This is a genomic window from Pseudomonas cedrina subsp. cedrina (genome assembly GCF_001983175.1).
Classification (GTDB): domain Bacteria; phylum Pseudomonadota; class Gammaproteobacteria; order Pseudomonadales; family Pseudomonadaceae; genus Aquipseudomonas; species Aquipseudomonas cedrina.
In genome coordinates this window covers 278318-303399 of the sequence record NZ_MNPW01000002.1, presented here as the reverse complement: position 1 = coordinate 303399, position 25082 = coordinate 278318, and the positions used below count along the sequence as shown (strand labels likewise).

21 protein-coding genes are annotated in these 25082 nt (G+C 62.1%); 9 read left to right on the top strand and 12 right to left on the bottom strand.

The window, feature by feature from the left end:
- The first annotated feature begins 50 nt into the window (after positions 1 to 50).
- Positions 51 to 1979: a transglycosylase SLT domain-containing protein gene (locus tag BLL36_RS04490; RefSeq protein ID WP_076950279.1), complete on the top strand. Its 1929-nt coding sequence runs from the start codon at positions 51 to 53 to the stop codon at positions 1977 to 1979.
- A gap of 158 nt (positions 1980 to 2137) precedes the next feature.
- Here the strand turns inward: BLL36_RS04490 and BLL36_RS04485 are convergent, their stop codons facing one another.
- Positions 2138 to 3925: an ABC transporter transmembrane domain-containing protein gene (locus BLL36_RS04485; RefSeq protein ID WP_162279232.1), complete on the bottom strand. Its 1788-nt coding sequence runs from the start codon at positions 3923 to 3925 to the stop codon at positions 2138 to 2140.
- A 252-nt stretch (positions 3926 to 4177) separates the two neighbouring features.
- Between BLL36_RS04485 and BLL36_RS30975 the strand changes: the two genes are divergently transcribed.
- On the top strand, positions 4178 to 4351 hold the full coding sequence (locus BLL36_RS30975; protein ID WP_165448106.1) for a PA1571 family protein: 174 nt from the start codon (positions 4178 to 4180) through the stop codon (positions 4349 to 4351).
- 55 nt (positions 4352 to 4406) lie between these two features.
- Here BLL36_RS30975 and pdxB read toward each other — a convergent pair whose 3' ends face one another.
- Complete coding sequence (gene pdxB / locus BLL36_RS04480; protein WP_076950277.1) at positions 4407 to 5549, bottom strand: 4-phosphoerythronate dehydrogenase PdxB; 1143 nt, start codon at positions 5547 to 5549, stop codon at positions 4407 to 4409.
- A gap of 170 nt (positions 5550 to 5719) precedes the next feature.
- Between pdxB and BLL36_RS04475 the strand changes: the two genes are divergently transcribed.
- On the top strand, positions 5720 to 7114 hold the full coding sequence (locus BLL36_RS04475) for an MATE family efflux transporter (RefSeq protein ID WP_076950276.1): 1395 nt from the start codon (positions 5720 to 5722) through the stop codon (positions 7112 to 7114).
- Here the strand turns inward: BLL36_RS04475 and tusA are convergent.
- Positions 7111 to 7356: a sulfurtransferase TusA gene (gene tusA, locus BLL36_RS04470; RefSeq protein ID WP_076950275.1), complete on the bottom strand. Its 246-nt coding sequence runs from the start codon at positions 7354 to 7356 to the stop codon at positions 7111 to 7113. The two genes, BLL36_RS04475 and tusA, sit on opposite strands and share 4 nt — an antisense overlap.
- A 141-nt stretch (positions 7357 to 7497) precedes the next feature.
- Positions 7498 to 8574: a 23S rRNA (cytidine(2498)-2'-O)-methyltransferase RlmM gene (rlmM, locus tag BLL36_RS04465; protein ID WP_076950274.1), complete on the bottom strand. Its 1077-nt coding sequence runs from the start codon at positions 8572 to 8574 to the stop codon at positions 7498 to 7500.
- 188 nt (positions 8575 to 8762) lie between these two features.
- Between rlmM and acnA the strand changes: the two genes are divergently transcribed.
- Complete coding sequence (gene acnA, locus BLL36_RS04460; protein WP_076950273.1) at positions 8763 to 11504, top strand: aconitate hydratase AcnA; 2742 nt, start codon at positions 8763 to 8765, stop codon at positions 11502 to 11504.
- 128 nt (positions 11505 to 11632) lie between these two features.
- Here the strand turns inward: acnA and BLL36_RS04455 are convergent, their stop codons facing one another.
- Positions 11633 to 12571 carry an aspartyl/asparaginyl beta-hydroxylase domain-containing protein gene (locus BLL36_RS04455; protein ID WP_076950272.1) on the bottom strand — a complete coding sequence of 313 codons (939 nt, stop codon included), beginning with the start codon at positions 12569 to 12571 and terminating at the stop codon, positions 11633 to 11635.
- Positions 12572 to 12813: 242 nt separating this feature from the next.
- Positions 12814 to 13788, bottom strand: a complete 975-nt coding sequence (cysK, locus tag BLL36_RS04450; protein ID WP_076950271.1) for a cysteine synthase A — start codon at positions 13786 to 13788, stop codon at positions 12814 to 12816.
- Between the two features lie 125 nt (positions 13789 to 13913).
- Here cysK and BLL36_RS04445 point away from each other — a divergent pair, with 125 nt between their 5' ends.
- The 3 genes from BLL36_RS04445 to BLL36_RS04435 all read left to right on the top strand — a co-directional run bounded on the left by BLL36_RS04445 (position 13914) and on the right by BLL36_RS04435 (position 17255).
- Positions 13914 to 14990: a DUF748 domain-containing protein gene (locus tag BLL36_RS04445; RefSeq protein ID WP_076950270.1), complete on the top strand. Its 1077-nt coding sequence runs from the start codon at positions 13914 to 13916 to the stop codon at positions 14988 to 14990.
- Positions 14991 to 15231: 241 nt separating this feature from the next.
- Positions 15232 to 16077 carry an AAA family ATPase gene (locus BLL36_RS04440; RefSeq protein WP_012722829.1) on the top strand — a complete coding sequence of 282 codons (846 nt, stop codon included), beginning with the start codon at positions 15232 to 15234 and terminating at the stop codon, positions 16075 to 16077.
- Positions 16077 to 17255: a vWA domain-containing protein gene (locus BLL36_RS04435; RefSeq protein ID WP_076950269.1), complete on the top strand. Its 1179-nt coding sequence runs from the start codon at positions 16077 to 16079 to the stop codon at positions 17253 to 17255. The genes BLL36_RS04440 and BLL36_RS04435 overlap by 1 nt, the downstream gene beginning before the upstream one ends.
- A 108-nt stretch (positions 17256 to 17363) precedes the next feature.
- Here the strand turns inward: BLL36_RS04435 and BLL36_RS04430 are convergent, their stop codons facing one another.
- The 3 genes from BLL36_RS04430 to BLL36_RS04420 are packed head-to-tail and all read right to left on the bottom strand — an operon-like array spanning position 17364 to position 19716.
- Complete coding sequence (locus BLL36_RS04430) at positions 17364 to 18278, bottom strand: 5-oxoprolinase subunit C family protein (RefSeq protein ID WP_076950268.1); 915 nt, start codon at positions 18276 to 18278, stop codon at positions 17364 to 17366.
- Entirely contained in the window at positions 18275 to 18979 is a 705-nt protein-coding gene (pxpB, locus tag BLL36_RS04425) for a 5-oxoprolinase subunit PxpB (RefSeq protein WP_076950267.1), read from the bottom strand. The genes BLL36_RS04430 and pxpB overlap by 4 nt, the downstream gene beginning before the upstream one ends.
- Positions 18976 to 19716 (bottom strand): 5-oxoprolinase subunit PxpA, encoded by a 741-nt coding sequence (locus BLL36_RS04420; RefSeq protein WP_076950266.1) that lies wholly within the window; start codon positions 19714 to 19716, stop codon positions 18976 to 18978. Before BLL36_RS04420 ends, pxpB begins: the two co-directional genes overlap by 4 nt.
- A gap of 176 nt (positions 19717 to 19892) precedes the next feature.
- Between BLL36_RS04420 and BLL36_RS04415 the strand changes: the two genes are divergently transcribed.
- On the top strand, positions 19893 to 20813 hold the full coding sequence (locus BLL36_RS04415) for a LysR family transcriptional regulator (protein ID WP_076950265.1): 921 nt from the start codon (positions 19893 to 19895) through the stop codon (positions 20811 to 20813).
- A gap of 277 nt (positions 20814 to 21090) precedes the next feature.
- On the opposite strand, the gene BLL36_RS04410 is transcribed toward BLL36_RS04415, so the two are convergent.
- From BLL36_RS04410 to BLL36_RS04400, 3 genes are read right to left on the bottom strand one after another with little or no spacing between them, the layout of a single operon-like run.
- Positions 21091 to 21633, bottom strand: a complete 543-nt coding sequence (locus BLL36_RS04410; protein WP_076950264.1) for a DUF2937 family protein — start codon at positions 21631 to 21633, stop codon at positions 21091 to 21093.
- Positions 21634 to 21644: 11 nt separating this feature from the next.
- Positions 21645 to 22421 (bottom strand): class II glutamine amidotransferase, encoded by a 777-nt coding sequence (locus BLL36_RS04405; protein ID WP_076950263.1) that lies wholly within the window; start codon positions 22419 to 22421, stop codon positions 21645 to 21647.
- A 30-nt stretch (positions 22422 to 22451) separates the two neighbouring features.
- A complete protein-coding gene (locus BLL36_RS04400) occupies positions 22452 to 22988 on the bottom strand; it encodes an MFS transporter (protein WP_076950262.1) in 537 nt (178 codons plus the stop codon).
- Between the two features lie 24 nt (positions 22989 to 23012).
- Between BLL36_RS04400 and BLL36_RS04395 the strand changes: the two genes are divergently transcribed.
- Positions 23013 to 25055: a S9 family peptidase gene (locus BLL36_RS04395; protein ID WP_076950261.1), complete on the top strand. Its 2043-nt coding sequence runs from the start codon at positions 23013 to 23015 to the stop codon at positions 25053 to 25055.
- Positions 25056 to 25082 lie beyond the last annotated feature (27 nt).

Here is a 25082-nt window from a genome sequence, read left to right as displayed (position 1 = left end):
CAGTGTCGGCGGTGCCGGTGCTAGTCGTGATTTCTCTGCACGGACGTCTCATGCGCAGTCGCCTTTTCAACTTTTTATCTTGTCTGCTTCTTTCCGCCACCGCCGTTCAATCCGCCCAGGCCGTGGACCTCACCACCCAACGTCAATATTACGATGAAGCCAAACGCGCCTTGGCCAAAGGCGACACCGGCCCTTACATGCAATACAGCCAGGCCCTGGCCGACTATCCGCTGACGCCGTACCTGGCCTACGACGAACTGACGGCACGCCTGAAAACCGCGAGCAACCAGGAAATCGAACAGTTCCTGGCCAAAAACGGTGACCTGCCCCAGGCCAACTGGATGAAATTGCGTTGGTTGCGCTGGCTGGCCGAGCGCGGCGACTGGCAGACCTTTGAAAAGTACTACGACGCCAAGCTCAATTTCGTCGAACTGGACTGCCTGCATGGCCAGTACCAGCTCACCCACAACCAGAAAGCCGAAGGCTACAAGACCGCCGAAAAACTCTGGATGACCGGCAAGTCCCAGCCGGCGGCCTGCGATGTCACATTCGGCCAATGGGCGGCGGACGGCCAACTCACCGAACAGAAGATCTGGGACCGCGCCAAGCTCGCCGCCGAAGCGCGCAACTATGCGCTGGCCAACAGCCTGGTCAAAACCCTGCCCACCCTCGGCGCCCAAGGCCGCTTGATGGTGGACGTCGCGCAAAAGCCCGACATGCTCAGCGATCCATCGCGGTTCCTGCCGGCCACCGAGGCCATGTCGGACGCCGTGGGCCTGGGCCTGCGCCGCCTGGCACGCCAGGATCCCGACAAAGCCATGGCCCTGCTCGATGGCTACGCCAGCAGCATGCGCTTCTCCCGTGACGAAAAAGTGTCGATCGCCAGGGAAATCGGCCTGACCCTGGCCAAGCGCTACGACCCGCGCGCCCTTGAGGTGATGACCCAATACGACCCCGAACTGCGTGACAACACCGTCTCCGAATGGCGCTTGCGCCTGTTGTTGCGCCTGGCCCGCTGGGAAGATGCCTACCAGTTGACCCGCAAGCTGCCGCAGGACCTGGCCACCACCAACCGCTGGCGCTACTGGCAGGCCCGCAGCCTGGAACTGGCTGAGCCGAAGAACCCGCAAGCGCTGGTGTTGTACAAGAACGTGGCCAAGGAACGGGATTTCTACGGGTTCCTCGCGGCTGACCGCTCCAAGTCCCCCTACCAATTGAACAACAAGCCGCTGGTGATGAGCCAGGCGCTGGTCAACAAGGTCCGCAACACCCCCGGCGTGCGGCGTGCGCTTGAGTTTTATGCGCGTGGCCAGATCGTCGACGGGCGTCGCGAGTGGTACCACGTCAGCCGCCACTTCAACCGCGACGAAATGGTCGCCCAGGCCAAGCTGGCCTATGACATGAAGTGGTACTTCCCGGCGATCCGCACCATCAGCCAGGCGCAGTACTGGGACGACCTGGACATCCGCTTCCCGATGGCCCACCGCGACACCCTGGTGCGCGAGGCCAAGGTACGTGGCCTGCATTCCAGCTGGATTTTTGCCATCACCCGCCAGGAAAGCGCGTTCATGGACGACGCCCGCTCCGGCGTCGGCGCCAGCGGCCTGATGCAACTGATGCCCGGCACCGCCAAGGAAACCGCACGCAAGTTCAGCATTCCCCTGGCCTCCCCGGCCCAGGTGCTGGACCCGGACAAGAACATCCAGCTCGGCGCCGCCTACCTGAGCCAGGTGCACAGCCAGTTCAACGGCAACCGCGTGCTCGCCTCCGCTGCCTACAACGCCGGCCCAGGGCGCGTGCGCCAATGGCTGCGCGGTGCGGATCACCTGAGTTTTGACGTGTGGGTGGAAAGCATTCCATTCGACGAAACCCGCCAGTACGTGCAGAACGTGCTGTCTTATTCGGTGATCTACGGGCAGAAGCTCAATTCACCGCAGCCGTTGGTGGATTGGCATGAGCGCTACTTCGACGACCAGTAACAACTAGGCCGTTGTAGTGAGCGGGCTCGCCCCGCGCTGGGCGGCGAAGCCGCCCCAATAAAGACACTGCGGTGCTTCAGATACAACTGGGTCGCCTCATTTGGGGCGGCTTCGCCCCCCAGCGCGGGGCAAGCCCGCTCACTACAGGCATAGGCCTGCTAGCCCTCGCCTTTCGCGGCCTCAGCTCCATCACTGAACTGCAACGCCGCCAACCGCGCATACAGCGGGTTGTTCGCAACCAACTGCTGATGCGTGCCCACCGCCACCAATTTACCTTGGTCCATCACCGCAATCCGGTCGGCGTTCTTGACCGTCGCCAGTCGATGGGCGATCACCAGCGTGGTGCGCCCCTGCATCAACTGCGGCAACGCTTGCTGGATCAGGTGTTCACTCTGGGCGTCCAGCGCGCTGGTGGCTTCGTCGAGCAGCAGAATCGGGGCGTCCACCAACAAGGCGCGGGCGATGGCCAGGCGTTGGCGCTGGCCGCCGGAAAGGCCCATGCCGCCGTCGCCAAGGTGGGTCTGGTAGCCGTCGGGCATTTGCAGGATGAAGTCGTGGGCATGGGCAATGCGCGCGGCGGCTTCGACTTGTTCGGTGGTGGCAGCAGGGTTGCCGTAGCGGATGTTCTCTTCAACGCTGCCAAAGAACAGCGCCGGGCTCTGGGACACCAGGGCGAAGTGGCGGCGCAGGTCCATGGGGTCGAGTTCGGTCAGCGCGTGGCCTTCGAGCAGGATGCGGCCCTGCTGGGGGTCGTAGAAACGCAGCAACAGGTCGAACAGGGTCGACTTGCCGGCACCGGACGGTCCCACCAGCGCCAAGGTTTCTCCGGGGTTGATGCTCAGGCTCAAGCCGTCGATGGCGTAGCTGTCCGGCCGTGAGGGGTAGGCAAAGCGCAGGTCTTGCAGCGCCATGCGACCGCTGACCCGCGCAGGCAATTGCACGGTTCCAGTGGCGGGCGCCTGGATTTCGTTGTTCGACTGCAACAATTCGCCAATCCGCTCGGCGGCGCCGGCGGCGCGCTGCAATTCACCGAGCACTTCACTGAGCGTGCCGACCGCACCGCCGACGATCAGGCTGTAGAACACGAACGCCGCCAGCTCGCCGCCGGAAATGCGCCCGCTGATGACATCCATGCCGCCGACCCACAGCATTACGCCCACGGCGCCTAGCACCAGCATGATCACCAGGGTAATCAGCCAGGCGCGCTGGGTAATGCGCTTGCGCGCGGTTATGAATGCCTCTTCCACGGTCACGGCGAAGCGCTGTTCATCCTGCACCTGATGGTTATAGGCCTGCACGGTCTTGATCTGGCCGAGGGTCTCGGACACGTAACTGCCGACGTCGGCGATGCGGTCCTGGCTCTGGCGCGACAAGCTGCGCACGCGCCGGCCAAAAATGAGGATCGGCGCCAGCACCAACGGCAACGCCACCACCACAATGCTGGTGAGCTTGGGGTTGGTCACAAACAGCAACACGATGCCGCCGATGACCATCAAGGCGTTGCGCAAGAACAGTGACAGCGACGAGCCGATCACCGATTGCAGCAGGGTGGTGTCGGTGGTCAGCCGCGACTGGATCTCCGAGCTGCGGTTGTTCTCATAAAAACCGGGGTGCAGGTAGATCAGGTGGTTGAACACCTGGCGACGGATATCCGCCACGACCCGCTCGCCGATCCACGACACCAGGTAAAACCGTGCAAACGTACCCACCGCCAAGCCCAGGACCAGGACCATGAACAGGCCGATGGATTGGTTGAGCAGATGCGGTGACTGGGTCATGAAGCCCTGGTCCACCAGCAGGCGAATGCCCTGCCCCATGGACAAGGTAATACCGGCCGTGACGATAAGCGCCAACAGGGCACCGAGCGCCTGCCAGCGGTACGGCGCAATAAAGCGGCTGGCCAGGCGAATCGCACGGCGTTGACGGACTGAGAACATGGAGGGCATCACCAATGGAGGAACCTGTACACCCACATGGGGGGAACTTGGCTGAATAACAACTTTCCTAAAGGTAATGAGTCAGATTAATTATGCTCACTGATATGCGCCGCTAGAGGCTATCGATCTAACCCCAGGCTGGATATTTATAGCGCTTTCTGGTGGACTGGGCATTCGAACCCGTGGCCTTGCAGGGAGCTGTAACAGCCTGGTCACGCGGGGGGATTAATGTGGGTACACAACCTGATGAGGAGACAGGCCATGACCTTGCAAAATAGCAGCGACGCCAAGATTGAAGTGATCCGCCAACCGCAGGAGTTGCCCTGCTCGTATATCGACGCCAAGGGCCACGAAGTGCAGATTACCGAAGAGATGATCCAGCAAGCGTGCAGCGAACTGGAGCAGCGCCTGGTCAAGCCTGCACAGCAAGGCTGAAGCGCAGACGCTCTTTTCAAACCCGGCCCAGGTGGCCGGGTTTTTTATGGGTTGTCTAAACGGACACCGCGCCCAGTGCGCAAACGATATTCGACAACACGCTCGACTCGCCGTTAATACGCACCTTCAGGCCATCGATCTCACGCCGCTCGGGATAGTGCTTGCGCAGCAGGTCGAAGGCCTTGCGCTGTTCATCCACAGTTCCTACAAGGCTACGACGAAAATCCGCATCATCGCGGCGCGGGTCGTACACGCTGCGGCACAAGGTCGCCAGCGCCCACGCCGGATCGGTCGACGCGTTCAGGTGCACCTCGGCCAGCCAGGGCGGCGGCAACAGGTCGCTCAATTGAATGCTCGGCTCCCGGCCCAGGTGCGCGCAGAACGCCTGGTAGATCTGCGCGGTGCCGCGCTGCTTGCCGTCCAGGCTGTAACCGGCGATGTGCGGCGTGGCCAGTACGCACAGGTCGGCCAGGTCGGCGTCGACTTCGGGCTCGCCTTCCCACACATCCAGCACCGCTTGCAGGTCTTCACGCTCGAGCAGCACTTCGCGCAGCGCGGCATTGTCCACCACCGGGCCACGGCTGGCGTTGATCAGCCAGGTGCCGGGCTTGAGCTGGTCGAGGCGCTGACGGTCGAGCAGGTGCCAGGTAGAGCCGTTGCCGGACTTGGTCAGCGGCGTGTGCAGGCTGATCACATCGCATTGCTCGATGATCTGCGCCAGGCTGACGTAATCGCCGTCTTCGGCGATCTGCCGGGGCGGGTCGCAGACCAGCACGTTCCAGCCCAGGCCCTTGAGCACCTCGACCAACCGCCCGCCGACTTCACCGGCACCGACCACGCCATAGGTGCGCCGGTTGAGGTCGGCGCCTTCGATCTCGGCCAGGGTCATCAGGCTGCCCAACACATAGTCCACCACGCCGCGCGCATTGCAGCCGGGGGCGCTGGACCATTGGATACCGGCCTGCTTGAAGTAGTCCAGGTCCAGGTGATCGGTACCGATGGTGCAGGTGCCGACGAAGCGCACCTTGGAGCCCTCCAATAAAGCGCGGTTGACGTTGGTCACGGAGCGCACCAGCAGCACATCGGCCTGCTCGACCGTGGCGCGGTCGATGGAACGGCCGGGTACGCGGCGAATCTCGCCAAATCCCTGGAAGAATGCATCGAGCAGCGGAATATTTTCGTCGGCAACAATCAGCATGGCGGGCTCCTTTTGGCGGAACCGCAGTGTACAGGCTTGATGGCTTTCCTGTGGGAGCTGCAGTGCATGGGGGATCGTTTACAAATCGCCAACACAGGTTTTTTCCTGACCGATGCGTCAAGGCGTAGACTGCGCCGTCCTTGACCTGCCTTTTGACTGGACACCCGTACGTGAACACTGCCACCGCCCCCCTCACCCGTCCCGCCCGCATCCGCCGGGAAGTGCGCGGCCTGCTGACGCTTGCCTTGCCGATCATCATCGGCCAACTGGCCACCACCGCGATGAGCTTTGTCGATGCGGTGATGGCCGGGCGTGTCAGCCCGCAGGACCTGGCGGCGGTGGGCCTGGGCAACTCGATCTGGATCCCCGTGTACCTGCTGATGACCGGCACGCTGCTGGCCACTACACCAAAAGTCGCCCAGCGCTACGGTGCCGGCCAGTTCAGTGAAATCGGGCCGCTGGTGCGTCAATCCTTGTGGTTGGCCGTGGTGGTCGGGATCTCGGGGGCGTTGTTGCTGCTCTGCGCCGAACCGATCCTGCAGGCGATGAAGGTCGAGCCGGACCTGATCGAGCCCTCCATGGGTTACCTGCACGGCATTGCCGCCGGCATGCCGGCCATTGCGTTGTATTACGTGCTGCGCTGCTTCAGTGACGGCCTGGGCCGCACGCGGCCGAGCATGGTCATGGGTCTGTGCGGCCTGGCGCTGAATATTCCGCTGAACTACATCTTCATCTACGGTCACTTGGGCGTGCCAGCCATGGGCGGCGTCGGGTGTGGCTGGGCCACGGCCATTGCAATGTGGGTGATGCTGCTGGGCCTGGCGGTGTGGACCCGTTGGGGCGCGGCCTACCAGAGCAGCGAGTTGTTCAAGCGTTTCGACTGGCCGCAGTGGGCGGTGATCAAGCGAGTACTGGGCATCGGCCTGCCCATCGGCATTGCGATCTTTGCCGAGTCGAGCATTTTTGCGGTGATCGCCCTGCTGCTCGGCAGCCTGGGCGCCACCGTGGTTTCCGGCCACCAGATCGCGCTGAATGTCAGCTCGCTGGTGTTCATGGTCCCTTACTCCCTGAGCATGGCCGTGACCGTGCGCGTCGGCCAGGCGCTGGGGCGTGGCGAGCCGCGTGAGGCACGCTTCGCCGCCGGCGTCGGCATGGGCACGGCGCTGGCCTACGCTTGCCTGTCCTGCAGCCTGATGCTGGTGTTTCGCGAGCAGATCGCGGCGATCTATACCCCGGACCCGGTGGTGATTCACTTGGCGTCGATGCTGATTGTGTTCTCGGCGCTGTTCCAGTTCTCCGACTCGATCCAGGTCACCGCGGCGGGCGCGCTGCGTGGCTACCAGGACACGCGGGTGACCATGGTGCTGACCCTGTTCGCGTATTGGGGCGTGGGCCTGCCGGTCGGTTACGCCCTGGGGCTGACCGATTGGCTGGGCGAGCCGAGCGGCCCGAGCGGCTTGTGGCAAGGCCTGATCGTGGGCCTGAGCTGTGCGGCGGGGATGCTGCTGGTGCGCCTGGCGCGCAGCGCACGCCGGCGCATCCGCGCCGACAAGGCGCGGGCTTAATCGGCTTTCTTGCGAATCCAGTACAGGTAAGTACCGGCCTGCTCCTGCTGATCCACCAGTTCGTGGTCAAGGAACACGCAGAACTTGGGGATATCGCGGCGCGTCGACGGGTCGGTCGCGATCACCTTGAGCAGCCCGCCGGCCGGCAGGTCGCGGATGTGCTGGTGCAGCATCATCACGGGTTCCGGGCAGTTGAGGCCGGTGGCGTCCAAGGTCGCGTCGACGGGCAGTTCGAGACTCATACTTCACTCCTAAAACCAACCCGATCTCCTGTGGGAGCGGCGGTTCGACGATTCGACTTGCCCGCGATGACGGGGGCACATTCACTATAAATTTCGACAGTTATACCGCTATCGCAGGCAAGCCAGCTCCCACATTGGATATCAGTGTCTTTTGGATTTTTTCACATCCACCAACCGGCGCAAATGACAGGTCACTTCCTCGCGGTCGTGGTACAGCTGCTTGCAACCGATCTCTACGCGAATGCCGCGCGCCTTGAAGCCTTCCTCGATACGCTCCAGCAAGCGCTTCACTTCGGCGTAACGCTGCTTCATCGGCAATTTCAGGTTCACCACCGCTTCACGGCAATACCCCTCGCCAATCCAGGTTTCCAGCAGCGCCGCGTTACGCGCCGGCTTCTCGACGATATCGCAGACCATCCAGTCCACCGGCTGCTTGGGCACGAAGGTGAAGCCGTCGGCCATCAAATGCTGCACCAGGCCGGTGTCCATCAGGCTTTCGGCCATGGGGCCGTTGTCGATGGCGGTCACCAGCATGCCACGGTTGACCAGTTGCCAGGTCCAGCCGCCAGGGGCTGCGCCGAGGTCGACGCCGGTCATGTCGCCATGCAGGCGCTCGTCCCATTGGTCGCGGGGGATGAAGTGGTGCCAGGCCTCTTCCAGCTTGAGCGTCGAACGGCTGGGCGCGTCACGCGGGAACTTGAGGCGCGGGATACCCATCGGCCACATCGCCGAGTTGTTCGACTCGGCCAGGCCCATGAACACTTCGCGGCCGCTCTTGAAGGTCAACAGCAGGCGCGGTTTGCTCGGGTCGTCCACCAGTCTGCCGGCATTCAACAAGGCTTTGCGCAGGTGCACTTCGAATTTCTTGCAGAAGTTCGACAGTTCCTTGCCGTCGTTGGTGTCGACCATTTCCAGCCACAGGCTGCCGCACAGCGGGAACCCTTGCAGGTGCGCCAGGATCACGCTGATGCGGTCGGTTTCCGGCAGGTTAATGAACACCCCGCGCGCCCACTGCCTGGGGAAGATCAGCTCGGCAAAGCGCTGACCGTGCATCAAGCGCTGGGCGCCGTCGTCCTCGGTGCAGACAAATTCGGCGCAGGCGCTGCCGGTCTTGGCCTTGGCGTAGCCGGAGACGTTCAGGCGCGCGGCGTGCTCCGCTATCTCGGAACAGACTTCGCCTTCAAAACCCGGGCGGCAGTGCATAAAAAGGGTGTTCATCAACTCTCCTGGTAACCGGCTTGCGCTATCGCAATGCCTGTCATGAAAACGCGCGCATGATAGCTGATCGGAACCTTGGACTTAACCATAGAGTCCAGTTATTAGTCTGCTAATGAAAACAGGGCTACCTTGATAGCTCTGTTCGTCCCGTCAGGTCCGTAGCCGTGCGGACCATAAGGAGCCATATCATGTCATCGCTTGATAGCCTGAGAACCCTTAAGACCCTGGAAATAGACAGCAAAACTTATCACTACTTCAGCCTGCCAGAGGCCGCCAAGAGCCTGGGCGACCTGGACACGCTACCGATGTCGCTCAAGGTGCTGCTGGAAAACCTGCTGCGCTGGGAAGACAACAAGACCGTCACCGGCGCCGACCTCAAGGCGATTGCGGCCTGGCTCAAGGAACGCCGGTCCGACCGCGAGATCCAGTACCGCCCCGCCCGTGTATTGATGCAGGATTTTACCGGCGTACCCGCCGTGGTCGACCTGGCCGCCATGCGCGCCGCCGTGGCCAAGGCCGGGGGCGACCCGCAGCGCATCAACCCGCTGTCGCCGGTGGACCTGGTGATCGACCACTCGGTGATGGTCGACAAGTTCGGCAACGCCGACGCCTTCGAGCAAAACGTCGACATCGAAATGCAGCGCAACGGCGAACGCTACGCTTTCCTGCGCTGGGGCCAGAGCGCTTTTGACAACTTCAGCGTGGTGCCACCGGGCACCGGCATCTGTCACCAGGTCAACCTCGAATACCTGGGCCGCACGGTCTGGACCAAGGACGATGACGGCCGTACCTATGCCTTCCCGGACACGCTGGTGGGCACCGACTCCCACACCACCATGATCAACGGCCTCGGCGTATTGGGCTGGGGCGTGGGCGGTATCGAAGCGGAAGCGGCGATGCTCGGCCAGCCGGTGTCAATGCTGATTCCAGAGGTGATCGGCTTCAAGCTCACCGGCAAATTGAAGGAAGGCATCACTGCCACCGACCTGGTGTTGACCGTGACCCAGATGCTGCGCAAAAAAGGCGTGGTGGGTAAATTCGTCGAATTCTATGGCGACGGCCTGGCCGACCTGCCCTTGGCGGATCGCGCGACTATCGCCAACATGGCCCCGGAATACGGCGCCACCTGCGGTTTTTTCCCGGTAGATGAAGTGACGCTGGACTACCTGCGCCTGTCGGGTCGTCCGGAACAAACGGTCAAACTGGTCGAGGCCTATACCAAGGCCCAAGGCCTGTGGCGCAACGCCGGCCAGGAGCCAGTGTTCACCGACAGCCTGGCCTTGGACATGGGCAGCGTAGAGGCCAGCCTGGCCGGGCCGAAACGGCCGCAGGACCGTGTGGCCCTGCCGAACGTCGGCCAGGCGTTCAGCGACTTCCTTGACCTGCAATTCAAACCCACCAATAAGGAAGAAGGCCGTCTGGAAAGCGAAGGCGGCGGTGGCGTTGCCGTCGGCAATGCCGACTTGGTGGGCGAAGCGGATTACGAGTACGACGGCCAGACCTATCGCCTGAAAAACGGCGCTGTGGTGATCGCCGCGATCACGTCCTGCACCAACACCTCCAACCCCAGCGTGATGATGGCCGCCGGTCTGGTGGCGAAAAAAGCCGTGGAAAAGGGCCTGACCCGCAAGCCGTGGGTAAAAACCTCCCTGGCCCCAGGCTCCAAAGTGGTTACCGACTACTACAAGGCGGCGGGCCTCACTCAGTACCTGGACACGCTCGGCTTCGACCTGGTGGGTTACGGCTGCACCACCTGCATCGGCAACTCCGGGCCGTTGCCGGAGCCAATCGAGAAAGCCATCCAGAAAGCCGACCTCACCGTCGCCTCGGTGCTGTCCGGCAACCGCAACTTCGAAGGCCGCGTGCATCCGCTGGTGAAAACCAACTGGCTGGCCTCGCCGCCCCTCGTCGTCGCCTACGCGCTGGCCGGTACCGTGCGCATCGATATCAGCAGCGAGCCTTTGGGTAACGATCGGGATGGCAATCCGGTGTACCTGAAGGACATCTGGCCCAGCAGCCAGGAAATCGCCGACGCGGTGGCACAGGTCACCACGGGCATGTTCCACAAGGAATACGCCGAAGTGTTCGCCGGCGATGAGCAGTGGCAGGCCATCGAAGTGCCGCAAGCGGCGACCTACGTGTGGCAGGAGGACTCGACCTATATCCAGCATCCGCCGTTCTTCGATGACATTGCCGGGCCGCTGCCGCAGATCCAGGACGTCAAAGGCGCCAATGTGCTGGCTTTGCTCGGTGATTCGGTAACCACCGACCACATCTCCCCCGCCGGCAACATCAAGACCGACAGCCCCGCCGGCCGCTACCTGCGGGAAAAAGGCGTGGAGCCGCGCGACTTCAACTCCTATGGTTCGCGCCGCGGTAACCATGAAGTGATGATGCGCGGCACCTTTGCCAACATCCGCATCCGCAATGAAATGCTCGGCGGCGAAGAAGGCGGCAATACGCTGTACATCCCGACCGGCGAGAAGATGGCGATCTATGACGCCTCGATGAAGTACCAGGCCTCGGGCACGCCGTTGGTGGTGATCGCCGGCCAGGAATACGGCACGGGTTCAAGCCGTGACTGGGCTGCCAAGGGCACCAACCTGCTGGGCGTCAAGGCGGTGATTGCCGAGAGTTTCGAGCGCATTCACCGCTCCAACCTGGTGGGCATGGGCGTGCTGCCGTTGCAATTCAAGCTGGATCAGAACCGCAAGTCACTCAAGCTGACGGGCAAGGAGAAGATCGACATTCTTGGGCTGACCGACGCTGAGATCGTGCCGCGGATGAACCTGACCCTGGTGATTACGCGGGAGGATGGCAGCAGCGAGAAGGTCGAGGTGCTGTGCCGGATTGATACGCTGAATGAAGTGGAGTACTTCAAGTCGGGCGGGATTTTGCACTACGTGTTGCGGCAACTGATCGCGTCCTGAACCACGACACAAATCAGGTGTGGGAGCTGGCTTGCCTGCGATAGCGGTGGATCAGCCCCCACACATTCACTGATAGACCGCTATCGCAGGCAAGCCAGCTCCCACAATGTTGATCGCATTCCAAACAATTAGCCGAAGAGCCACTTCCACAGCAGCACCAGCACAACAACCGCCAACACCGGCCGCGCGATCCTGTACGCTTTAGGATGCTTGCGCTTCCACTGCTTGACCACGCCACTGAATTTGTCGCTGAACGTCTTGCTCCACGCATAGGCCTGGTTGATCCCGCCCACCCGCTCGTCATCCAGGTTCTGCGGCGCGGTCGCGCGCCCCAGTTGCTTACTGACCCAGCGGTTGATGCGGGTCATCAGGCGATTGCTCAGCGGTCGTTCGATGTCGCAGAACAGGATCACGCGGGTCTGTTCGGTTTCGTTCTTGACCCAATGCACGTAGGTCTCATCGAACATCACGTCGTCGCCGTCGCGCCAGGCGTAGACCTGGCCGTCGACAAAGATGCGGCAGTCGTCGGAGTTCGGCGTGGACAGCCCCAGGTGATAACGCAGCGAGCCGGCAAAGGGGTCGCGGTGCGGGTTGAGGTGGCTGCCGCCTGGCAACAGCGCGAACATCGCGCCCTTCACGTTGGGAATGCTGCTCACCAGGGCCACGGTCCTGGGGCACAGCGCTTCGGCCGATGGCAGGGGCTTGTCGTACCACTTGAGGTAGAACCGCTTCCAGCCCTTCTTGAAGAACGAACCGAACCCGGCATCGTTGTTCTTTTCGGCGGCGCGAATGTAACCCTCGTCGAACAGGTGCATGGCCTCTTCGCGGATCACTTCCCAGTTGTCCTTGAGCACATCCAGCTCCGGGAACTTGCTGCGGTCCAGGTACGGCTTGGACGGCACGGCCGAGAACAGGTACATCAAGGCGTTATACGGGGCGAACAGCGCCGAATGGTTGACGAATTGGCGCAACATCGGCAAACGCGCCTTGCCGCGCAGGTGCACGTACAGCGTGCTGCCGATGAACAGCAGTAATACCGACAGTTTGGTGGCCAAAGAAAAGGTCATGCAGCAACTCCTGAAAATAAGCGCCTGCATCATAAACAGTTGGGCCAGTATGCAGAAGGCCTAGACCGACCGACTGATACACATCAACCTTGTGGCGAGGGAGCTCGATCGTTCCCACGCTCTGCGTGGGAATGCATCCCGCGACGCTCCGCGTCACCCCTGCGCAGGGCCCAAATCTTGCGGCGACCGCAGGACGCGGAGCGTCCGGGGCGGCATTCCCACGCAGAGCGAGGGAACGATCATCAAGCCTGGTTTTCCTGCTCGGTAAACAAATCGCTGAACAGCATGCTCGACAGGTAGCGCTCCCCGGAGTCTGGCAGAATCACCACGATCGTCTTGCCCTGCATCTCCGGTTTCTCGGCCAGGCGCACCGCCACGGCCATCGCGGCGCCGCACGAGATACCGCACAGGATCCCCTCTTCCTGCATCAGGCGCAGGGCCATGGCCTTGGATTCGTCGTCGGTCACCAGCTCGACGCGGTCGACCATCGACAGGTCGAGGTTTTTCGGCACGAAACCGGCGCCGATGCCCTGGATCTTGTGCGGGCTGGGCTTGATCTCTTCACCGGCCAGCGCCTGAGTGATGACCGGCGAGACGCTCGGTTCAACGGCGACCGACAAGATCGGCTTGCCTTGGACGTTCTTGATATAGCGCGACACACCAGTGATGGTGCCGCCAGTGCCCACGCCCGCCACCAACACGTCTACCGCGCCGTCGGTGTCGTTCCAGATCTCCGGACCGGTGGTTTTCTCATGGATCGCCGGGTTGGCCGGGTTTTCGAACTGGGCCGGCATAAAGTAGGTGGCCGGGTCGCTGGCGAGGATTTCAGCGGCTTTCTCGATAGCGCCCTTCATGCCCTTGGCCGGCTCGGTCAGCACCAGTTCGGCGCCCAGGGCCTTGAGCACCTTGCGCCGCTCGATGCTCATCGACGCCGGCATGGTCAGCAACAGCTTGTAGCCACGGGCGGCGGCGACAAACGCCAAGCCAATGCCCGTGTTGCCGGAGGTGGGCTCGACAATGGTCATGCCCGGCTTGAGTTTGCCGCTGCTTTCGGCGTCCCAGATCATGTTGGCGCCAATGCGGCACTTCACCGAATACCCCGGGTTACGCCCTTCGATCTTGGCCAGGATGGTCACGCCACGCGGTGCGATACGGTTGATCTGAACCAGGGGCGTATTACCGATGGAGTGCGCGTTGTCTGCAAAGATGCGGCTCATGACGGGTCCTATTGGGCGGTTTTCAGGAAGGTCCAAGGGTAAGCCTCACCTTTCAAGGCGTCCAGTCGGAGGAACGTTGGCGCCTCCCGAACAGTCAACCTCCTAACTGCTAGGAGAACTGCCCCATGAAACGTCGCTACAGTTGGCCGCTATGGACCATCGCCGGGCTGGTGGTGGTGCTGGTTGCCTTGAACATCGCGCTGCCCTACCTGGTGCGTAACTATTTGAATGAAAAGCTCGCCGACATGGGTGACTACCGTGGCGAAATCACCGACGTGGACCTGGCCTTGTGGCGCGGTGCGTACCGCATCAATGGCCTGAAGATCGTCAAGGTGGATGGCAAGGTACCGGTGCCGTTCGTCAACGCGCCGCAGATCGAATTCGCCGTGAGCTGGCACTCGCTGTGGTACGACCATGCCGTGGTCGCCGAGGGGCATTTCGTCAATCCTGAGATCAACTTCGTCGATGGCGGTGCAAACAAGCAGGCGTCCCAGACCGGTAAAGGCACCGACTGGCAGGAACAGTTGAGCAAGTTACTGCCCATCACCCTCAATGAAATGCGCATCGAGGACGGCAAGATCGCCTTTCACAATTTCAACTCCAAACCCGCGGTGAACATCAACGCGACGGCGGTCAACGCGAGTTTCTACAACCTTACCAACGTGGTGGACGTCAAAGGCAAGCGCGACGCGCGTTTCGAAGGCAAGGCCCTGCTGCAAGGCCAGGCGCCGCTGGAAGCCACGGCCACCTTTGACCCGCTGAGTGACTTCGAGGAATTCGAGTTCCGCTTCCGCGCCCGTGACTTGCAACTCAAACGCATGAATGACTTCGCCTCCGCCTATGGCAAGTTCGACTTCAAGTCCGGCACCGGCGACGTGGTGGTCGAAGCGCAGGCGGAAAAAGGCCAGCTGAGCGGCTACATCAAGCCCTTGCTGCGCGATGTGGAAGTCTTCGACTGGAAGCAGGACGTGGAAGACAAGGACAAGAACATCTTCCGCTCGATCTGGGAAGCCGTGGTCGGCGCCAGCGAGACGGTGTTGAAAAACCAGCGCAAGAACCAGTTCGCCACGCGGGTTGAATTAAGCGGCAGCGTGCACCAGCAGGATGTCAGCGCGTTCTCTGCGTTCCTGGCGATATTGCGCAACGGCTTCATCCAGGCGTTCAACGCACGCTATGAACAACCTAAGCCAAGCGCGGACTAAATGTGGGAGCGGACTTGTGTGGGAGCTGGCTTGCCTGCGATAGCATCACCGCGGTGCAACTGCTACACCGCAGTGCCTGCATCGCGGGCAAGCCCGGCTCCCACAGAGGCCCGACTCCCACGCAAGCACGCCTCCACAGCTGGAGTGACTGGCCATTCAGAGACTGAATAACCCGTCTGCGTTCACAGTCGCCAGGGCTGCGCGGTATAGTCCGGGCATTGATGAATCCGAGGAATGACCGATGAAGTTCGAAGGCACCCAGGCCTACGTTGCCACCGATGACCTGAAACTGGCCGTGAACGCCGCCATTACCCTGGAGCGTCCATTGCTGGTCAAGGGCGAACCCGGCACCGGCAAGACCATGCTCGCCGAGCAATTGGCCGAATCCTTCGGCGCCAGGTTGATTACCTGGCACATCAAATCCACCACCAAGGCCCATCAGGGCCTGTACGAGTACGATGCGGTCAGCCGCCTGCGCGACTCGCAATTGGGCGTGGACAAAGTGCACGACGTGCGCAACTACCTGAAAAAGGGCAAGCTCTGGGAAGCCTTCGAGTCCGAAGAGCGGGTGATCCTGCTGATCGATGAAATCGATAAAGCCGACATCGAATTCCCCAACGACCTGTTGCAAGAACTCGACAAGATGGAGTTCTACGTCTACGAAATCGACGAGACCATCAAGGCCAAAAAGCGCCCGATCATCATCATTACTTCCAACAACGAAAAAGAGCTGCCGGACGCGTTCCTGCGCCGCTGCTTCTTCCACTACATTGCCTTCCCGGATCGCGCCACCCTGCAAAAGATCGTCGATGTGCACTATCCCGACATCAAGAAAGACCTGGTCAGCGAAGCGCTGGACGTGTTTTTCGACGTGCGCAAAGTGCCGGGCCTGAAGAAGAAACCCTCCACTTCCGAACTGGTCGACTGGCTCAAGCTGCTGATGGCCGACAACATCGGCGAAGCGGTGCTGCGCGAGCGCGACCCGACCAAGGCCATCCCACCGCTGGCCGGCGCGCTGGTGAAGAACGAGCAGGACGTGCAGTTGCTCGAGCGTCTGGCGTTCATGAGCCGTCGCGGTAACCGCTGATGTTGCTCAACCTGTTTAACGAGATGCGCGCAGCCAAGGTGCCGGTGTCGGTGCGCGAGCTGCTCGATTTGATCAACGCGCTGAAACAGCGCGTGACCTTCGCCGACATGGACGAGTTCTATTACTTGGCCCGGGCGATCCTGGTCAAGGACGAGCGGCATTTCGACAAGTTCGACCGAGCTTTCGGCGCCTACTTCAACGGCCTGGAAAAGCTCGACGACCATTTGCAGGCGCTGATCCCCGAAGACTGGTTGCGCAAGGAATTCGAGCGCTCGCTGACCGATGAAGAACGCGCACAGATCCAGTCCTTGGGTGGCCTGGACAAGTTGATCGAAGCATTCAAGAAACGCCTGGAAGAACAGAAGGAACGCCATGCCGGCGGCAATAAGTGGATCGGCACCGGCGGCACCAGCCCGTTCGGTTCCGGCGGCTACAACCCCGAAGGCATTCGCGTGGGCGATGCCGGCAAACGCCAGGGCAAGGCGGTCAAGGTGTGGGACCAGCGCGAGTACAAGAACCTCGACGACCAGGTCGAATTGGGTACGCGCAATATCAAGATCGCCCTGCGCCGCCTGCGCAAGTTTGCACGCCAGGGCGCGGCAGAAGAGCTGGATATCGACGGCACCATCGACCACACGGCGCGTGATGCCGGGCTGTTGAATATCCAGATGCGCCCGGAGCGGCGTAACACCATCAAGTTGTTGCTGCTGTTTGATATCGGCGGCTCGATGGACGCTCACGTGAAGATCTGCGAAGAGCTTTTCTCGGCGTGCAAGACAGAGTTCAAGCACCTGGAGTACTTCTACTTCCACAACTTCGTCTATGAGTCGGTGTGGAAGAACAACCTGCGCCGCACCTCCGAACGCACCTCCACCCAGGACCTGCTGCACAAGTACGGCGCCGATTACAAAGTGATCTTTATCGGCGACGCGTCGATGGCACCGTATGAGATCACCCAGGCCGGCGGCAGCGTGGAGCACTGGAATGAGGAAGCCGGGTATGTGTGGATGCAGCGCTTCATGGCCAAGTACAAGAAGCTGATCTGGATTAATCCGTATCCGAAAGACACCTGGGGGTATACGGCGTCGACCGGGATCGTGCGGGAGTTGGTGGAGGACCAGATGTATCCATTGACGCTGCGCGGGCTTGAGGAAGGGATGCGGTTTCTCTCGAAATAGGCGGTGTATTGACCGGCGTCATCGCAGGCAAGCCAGCTCCCACATTCAGACTGTATTCCAGGGTTGAAATACAGTCTGAATGTGGGAGCTGGCTTGCCTGCGATGCTCTTAGCAGTCTACAAAACGCTGCAAAAAATCGACATGCTGCCGATGCGCCGTCTCCTGCACCATCGGCGCCAACCGCACCTTCTCCCCCGGCAGACACTGCGCCAGACGCGCCAGCGCCAAGGGCGTCAAGGCGCCCAGGCGCGGGTAGCCGCCAATGGTCTGGCGATCATTGAGCAACACAATCGGCTGCCCGTCCGGAGGCACCTGGATCGCCCCCAATGGAATCCCTTCGGAAATCAACGAAGGGCCCTGGTACTGCAATGGCGTACCCAGCAGACGCATGCCCATGCGGTCGGCGCGGCTGTCCACGGCCCATTCGGTATTGAATGCATCGAACAGGCTCTGCCCGCTGAACTGGCCGATCTGTGCGCCGATAATCACGTCCAATGGGACCTTGGTCTGCAGGCCTGGATCCCTCAGCACCTTCATCGCACCGCCCGTACCGGAATAAGCCAGGCGCCCGCCTTCGGCCAATGCCTTGCCAAAACCGTCTATTCCACCCAGTGCTTCGCGCACAACAGTGGCGCAGCTGCCCAGCACATCCGGCGCATCAAACCCACCCGGTGCCGCGAGGTAGGCCCGCGCACCGTTGATCGGCTGGGTGAAGCGCAAACGTTGACCTTTTTGCAGGATGAAACCGCGTCCGGGGCTGATGGCGCGGTCGTCGATGCAGGCGCCGAGGTCCGCGCCGGCCAGGGCCAGCAGGCAATAATCCTCGGCCTGCACGGTGAAGCCCCCCAGGGTAATCTCCACCACCGGCGCGCCGAGCGCGTTGCCCAACAACCAGTTGGCCCAGGACATCGACACCCAGTCCAGCGCCCCACCCTGGGTCACGCCCAGGTGACGCACGCCAAAGCGGCCGGCGTCCTGCAACAGGCACAGCGGTGTGCTGGCCTCGATGATCAAGCGGCTCATGCCTGCGCCTCCAACGGCGTGTCATCGCCACCCAGTTTGATGAATTCGGCGTGGTCGACCGGCTCGAAACGCACCGTGTCGCCGGGCTGCATCAGGCTGTAGCCGTCGCGCTCGCGGTCGAAGAGCTTGGCCGGGGTGCGGCCGATCAGGTTCCAGCCCCCAGGCGACACCACTGGGTAGGCGGCGGTTTGCCGTTCGGCAATGCCGACGCTGCCGGCGGCCACACGTTTGCGCGGGGTATTGAGGCGCGGCGTGGCAAGGCGCTCGTCCACCAGCCCCATAAAGGCGAAGCCAGGCGCGAAACCGAGGGCGAATACCTGGTACTCATGGACGCTGTGGCGGCGGATCACGTCGTCTATGGCCAGGCCACTGCGCTGGCTGAGTAATGTCAGCTCCGGGCCGACGCTCAGGTCGTACCACACCGGTAGCACGTGGCGCTGGCCGCTGCCCTGGGTGTGCGGTTGCAGGTCGGTAAGCGCGTGGTCGATCAGCTCGCGTGCCTGGGCCGGGCTCAAGGCGCTGAGGTCGTAATGCACCATCAAGGTGGTGTAGGACGGCACCAGGTCCACCAGCGCTGCGCCAAACCCGCTGCGCAGGCCTTGGGCAGCGGCGAGCATCCACGGCATGTTGGCTTCGGCAATTTCATCAAACAGACGCACCATCAGGCAGTCGATGGCCACCACTTCAATGCGCGGCTTCATGCTGGCTTCAATGCCTCGCGGATGCGCTGCACGGCCGCGACCGAGCTGGCGTTGTCGCCGTGCACGCACAGGGTATCGGCTTGCAGGATCAACGGGCTGCCGTCACTGGCCGTCAGGTTTTCGCCACGGGAAATCGTCAGGGCTTGTTGCACGATGATCTCGGAATCATGGTGCACGGCGCCGGGCAACTGGCGCGAGACCAAATGCCCCTGGCTGTCGTAGGCGCGATCGGCGAAGGCTTCGAACCACAGGGTTACGCCGTATTCGTCACCCAAGGCCTGGGCCGCGCTGTTGTCGCGGGTGGCGAGCAGCATCAGCGGCAGTTCGCCGTAGGCCGCTACGGCCTGGATCACCGCGCGCAATTGCACAGGGTTGGCCATCATGTCGTTGTACATCGCGCCGTGAGGCTTGACGTAGCTGACACGCCCGCCCTGGGCACGGCAGATGCCGTCGAGGGCGCCGATCTGGTAGTGCAGCAGGTCCTGGATTTCCTGCGGCGTGTAGGCCATGGAGCGGCGGCCGAAGCCTTGCAGGTCCTGGTACGCCGGGTGCGCGCCGATTTGCACGCCATGCTTGAGCGCCAGGCTGACGGTCTTGCGCATGATGCTCGGGTCGCCGGCATGAAAGCCGCAGGCCACGTTGGCGCAATCGATGAACGGCATGACCTCGGCATCCAGACCCATGGTCCAATTGCCAAAGCTTTCGCCGATGTCGCAATTCAGTAAAAGACGGCTCACGGCTGGGTGCTCCTGTAGGCTTTGTTATTTTGTAGTGTGGGATTTATTACGCGGAACGCGCAACTTGTCCTCGTACCCCAACGGCGCTTATCGTGGAATGGCTCGATTTTTGGCGCTGGCCAGGTGCGGCGTCCAACTAATAAAAACCGATCCATGCATAAGAAAAAGTTGATCCCATGAATTTGAAGTTTCTTGAAACCTTCGTCTGGGTGGCCAAGCTCAAGAGTTTCCGCCTGACCGCCGAGAAGCTGTTCACCACCCAGGCCTCGATTTCCAGCCGCATCGCCGTGCTGGAAAGCGAGTTGGGCGTGAAGTTGTTCCTGCGCGATTCACGCGGTGTCAGCCTGACGCCGGAGGGCTTGAAGGTGCTCGATTACGCCGAGCAGATGATGGTCACCATGCAGGGCCTGAAGCAGTCCCTGGAGACGTCCAGCAGCAAGGTCGGGCGTATCCGCATCGGCGCAATGGACACAGTGATCCACACTTGGCTCAGCCCGTTGGTGGCGGAACTGATGGACCATTTCCCGCGGGTGGAAATCGAGTTGGTCGCCGATACCGCACTGAACCTCAGCGATCAGCTGCAAAAAGGCTTCCTCGACCTGATCCTGCAAACCGACCTGCTGCGCCTCGAAACCGTGCGCAGCCTGGAGCTGGCCAGCCACCCCATGGCCTGGATCGTCGCCAGCCAGTCGATCTACCACCGCGACTATGCCTCCCTCGCCGAACTGGCCCAGGAGCGCATCATCACCTACTCGAAAAACTCCCACCCGCACCAGGACGTGATCAGCCTGATGCAGGCCAACGGTGTGGCCGCACCACGGATGAACTGTGTGAACTCGGTCTCGGCGATTACCCGGTTGTTGCGCGATGGCTTCGGGATTGGCGCGTTGCCGCCGGTGCTGGTCAGGGAGGAACTGGCGCGCGGGGAGTTGGTGATGCTGCCGATGGCGCAACGCCTGCCGAATTTGCAGGTGGTGGTGTCGTGGCGCGTGGGGGTGGAGTTGGTGGAGGAGATTGTGGGGTTGTGCCAGAAGGTGGTGGCGCGGTATGCCGAAGAGGTCGGCGAAGAGCGGATGGTACTGACGAAACCGGATTAAAACTGTGGGAGCTGGCTTGCCTGCATTGCAGCCTGGTATCTACACATCTTCCGAGGCGCATAAGCAATGTGTAGTGAGCGGGCTTGTCCCGCGCTGGGTGGCGAAGCCGCCCCAATAAAGACACCGCGCAGTTTCAGACAAAGCCAATTCGCCTGGTTTGGGGCCGCTTCGCCACCCAGCGCGGGACAAGCCCGCTCACTACAGAGAGATATGTCAGCCTTGAAAGTGATGTAGATACCAATGGCTATCACAGCTCCCACATTGACCGAGTCGGCCTTCAGAGGCCTTTGAGGTCACGCTCTTCGATCGGCCGGCTCTGGCGCAGGCGCCTGCCGCCCAACACCACCCAATCGATCAGGCGGAACAGGCATTCGATGCCGAACGACAGCAACATCGCCCCGCCCAGCCCCCAGCCCATGGCTTCGGGGGTCAGCAGGATCTGATAGCTGTAGCCATTCCAGGTTTCCCGGCGAATGTCCGGATCGGCCGCGACCGCCACTTGCAGGGCGCGGATGTACCAGGGGCCTTGCATGGCCTGGAATTGTTTGTCCAACGCCACCTGGCGGTCGAGCATCGCGCCCAGGCTGTTGGCGTCGCTCTGGAACACTGGGTCATCACTGGCGCGATAATGCGCGACCAACGCCTGCAGATCCCCGTTGAAGAACTGCCGCGCGGTGGTTTCGAACCCGCTCAGGCCGGTCTGCGCCTCGATCAGGTGGGCCTCGACGCGCTTGGCGTAGTCATTGATGAAACCCGGCACTTGCACGCCGACCAACAGGCCAATGGCGAACAGCACCAACCGCAGATAACTGAGCAACATGGTCGATATCCTTACTCGGTAACGCCCTGGCTGACGCATTCACCGCGTCGCCACAGGCTCCATTGGCCCGGTTCGTAACGGGTCCAGTTTTCATTGTCGGTCAACGGCTCGGTGGCGATCACGGTGACTACGTCATTGGGCGTGGTTTCAGCCTGAAAATCGACGATCACGTCGACATCTTTCAAGCGCGCCGGGCCAAATGGCGCGCGGCGGGTAATCTGCGCCAGCTTTGTCGAGCAGTAGCAAAACAGCCAGTCGCCATCGCTGAGCAGGCAGTTGAAGACGCCTTTGCTGCGGTATTCGGCGCAGGCGGTGATGAGGTCCGGCAGGACTTTTTCAAGGTCCACCGGCTCGGGAAAGGCTTCGCGGACGCGGTTGAGCAAATCGCAGAACGCCGCTTCACTGTCGGTATCGCCGACCGGGCGGTAGAAGGTTGCGCGCGGGTTGAAATCCGCCAACTGGCCGTTGTGGGCGAAACACCAGTTGCGCCCCCACAGTTCGCGTACGAACGGGTGGGTGTTGGCCAGGCTGACCTTGCCGACGTTGGCCTGGCGGATATGGCCGATCACCACTTCGCTCTTGATCGGGTAACGCTGCACCAGCAGCGCGACTTCCGACTCGCTGCTCGCCGCCGGGTCCTGGAACAGGCGCAGGCCACGGCCTTCGTAGAAGGCAATGCCCCAACCGTCACGGTGGGGGCCGGTGCGCCCACCGCGCTGCATCAGCCCGGTAAAGCTGAACACGATATCGGTGGGGACGTTGGCACTCATGCCCAATAATTCACACATGCCGGGGCTCTCGCTGCAGGGCGGACAACGTTAAAGGCGCGGTTCGACCCGCATGCCGCTCACCGGTGCGGGACGCCGAAAAGGCACGTCGTCTTCGTCTTCAGGCGGTTCGGCGGCCAATGCCGCATCGGCGGCGGCCTTGCGCTCGCGGCGGGCGTTGGCGGCGCGCTCGATGGGCCAGCGGATCAGCACAATCACCAGGTACACGCCAAAGGCGATCAGGGTGTACATGAACAAATCGGAAATGGCCCGCCAGGCGTTGTTGCCGACCTTGAGCACCAGGTCCAGGGCGGTGATGGCCACGGCCGGCGCGAACTGGGTCTTGACCGGATCGACGATGGTCGGGCTGAACAGCAACACCGCCATCAGCAATTGCAGCGGCTCGCGCAGCCAGCGCCAGATCCAGCGGGTGATGCGCCACCACACCAGCAGGCAGCCCAAGGCGGCGAAGGCGTAAAGGCCCCAAGCGATCAGATAGTCGTTCTCGGTCATGGTGTCCATGGCAAGGTTGGCAAACAGGCGGCTATGATAACGGCTTTTGCGAGTCGCGGCTGCAATGCCTGCCACCGTCCGCCAGATAGAGAATAATCCATGCCTGTATCGACACCCCCGATTGCCCGCAAGGCCCAAGGCCCAGACCCATACGCCTGGCTGCAAGAACGTGACAGCGTTGAAGTGCTCGATTACCTCAAGGCCGAAAACGCCTGGCAGGAGTCGCAGCTCGCCGACCAGCAGGCGCTGCGCGAAACCCTGTTCGAGGAGATCAAGGGCCGCATCCTCGAGACCGACCTTTCATTGCCCTCGCCGTGGGGCCCGTACCTGTACTACACCCGCACCACCGCCGGTGACGAATACGCGCGCCACTACCGCTGCCGCCGCCCGGCCGACGACAGCCACCAGGTGGATGAAAGCAGCGAGCAACTGTTGCTGGACCCGAACGTGCTGGCCAATGGCGGTTTCTTCTCCCTCGGCGCGTTCAGCATCAGCCCCGACCACCAGCGCCTGGCCTATAGCCTCGATACCAGCGGTGAAGAGATCTACACCCTGTTCGTGAAGGAACTGGCCACCGACAAAGTCAGCGAACTGGCGTTCGAGAACTGCGACGGCAGCATGATCTGGGCCAATGACAGCCTGACCCTGTTCTTCGGCGAACTGGACGACACCCACCGCCCGCACAAGCTGTATCGCTATCGCCTGGATGGCACGGCGGCGCAGGAAGTGTTCCACGAGCCCGACGGCCGTTTCTTCCTGCACTGCTACCGATCCAGTTCCGAGCGCCAGTTGCTGCTCTCGCTCGGCAGCAAGACCACCAGCGAAGTCTGGGCGCTGGACGCCGACCAGCCGCATCTGGCGTTCACCTGCCTGGCGCCTCGGGTCGAAGACCATGAATACGACGTCGACCACGGCCAGTTGAACGGCGCGTGGACCTGGTTTATCCGCAGCAACCGGGACGGCATCAATTACGCGCTGTTCGTGGCGACAGACATCGGCGACGTGCCGACCGAGGACGAGTGGCAAAACCTGATCCCCCACAGTGACGAGGTGATGCTCGACGGCGTGAGCCTGAACACCGGCGCCATGACCCTGAGCCTGCGCATCGGCGGCCTGCCGGTGATCGAAGTGCACCCGCAGGGCGTGCCGGCCTATCGCGTCGAATTGCCCGATGCGGCCTATAGCCTCTACGTGCAGAACAGCCTTGAATTTGCCAGCGACAGGATTCGCCTGCGCTATGAAGCCCTGAACCGCCCGGCCCAGGTACGCCAGTTGGAGCTTGCCAGCGGCGCGCAACAGGTGCTCAAGGAAACCCCGGTGCTCGGCGTGTTCAACGCGGACGACTACGTGAGCCAGCGCCTGTGGGCCACCTCGGCGGATGGCACCCAGGTGCCGATCAGCCTGGTGGTCAAGCGCGACCAGCTCGGCAAGCCCACGCCGCTGTACCTGTATGGCTACGGCGCCTACGGTTCAAGCCTTGATCCGTGGTTTTCCCATGCCCGCCTGAGCCTGCTGGACCGAGGCGTGGCGTTCGCGATTGCGCATGTACGCGGCGGCGGCGAGCTGGGCGAAGCCTGGTACCGCAACGGCAAGCAGGAACACAAGCAGAACACGTTCAGCGACTTTATCGCCTGCGCCGAACACTTGATTGCCGAAGGCCTGACCACTTCCAAACAACTGGTGATCAGCGGCGGCAGTGCCGGCGGCCTGCTGATCGGCGCGGTGCTCAACCAGCGCCCTGAGCTGTTCCAGGCGGCGATTGCCGAAGTGCCGTTCGTCGACGTGCTCAACACCATGCTCGACCCGGAGTTGCCGCTGACGGTCACCGAGTACGACGAGTGGGGCAACCCGCAGGAGCCGGAGGTGTATGAACGCATCAAGGCCTACGCACCGTACGAAAACGTGCGCGCCCAGGCCTACCCGGCCATGCTGGTGATCGCCGGCTACAACGACAGCCGCGTGCAGTATTGGGAGGCGGCCAAATGGGTGGCCAGGCTGCGCGACACCAAGACCGACGACAACCTGCTGTTGCTCAAGACCGAACTGGGCGCCGGCCACGGCGGAATGAGCGGTCGTTACCAGGGATTGCGTGACGTAGCACTCGAATATGCATTTGTGTTCAAGGCACTGGGATTGATTTAGGAACTTAGCGCCGTGGTCCTGTCTGAA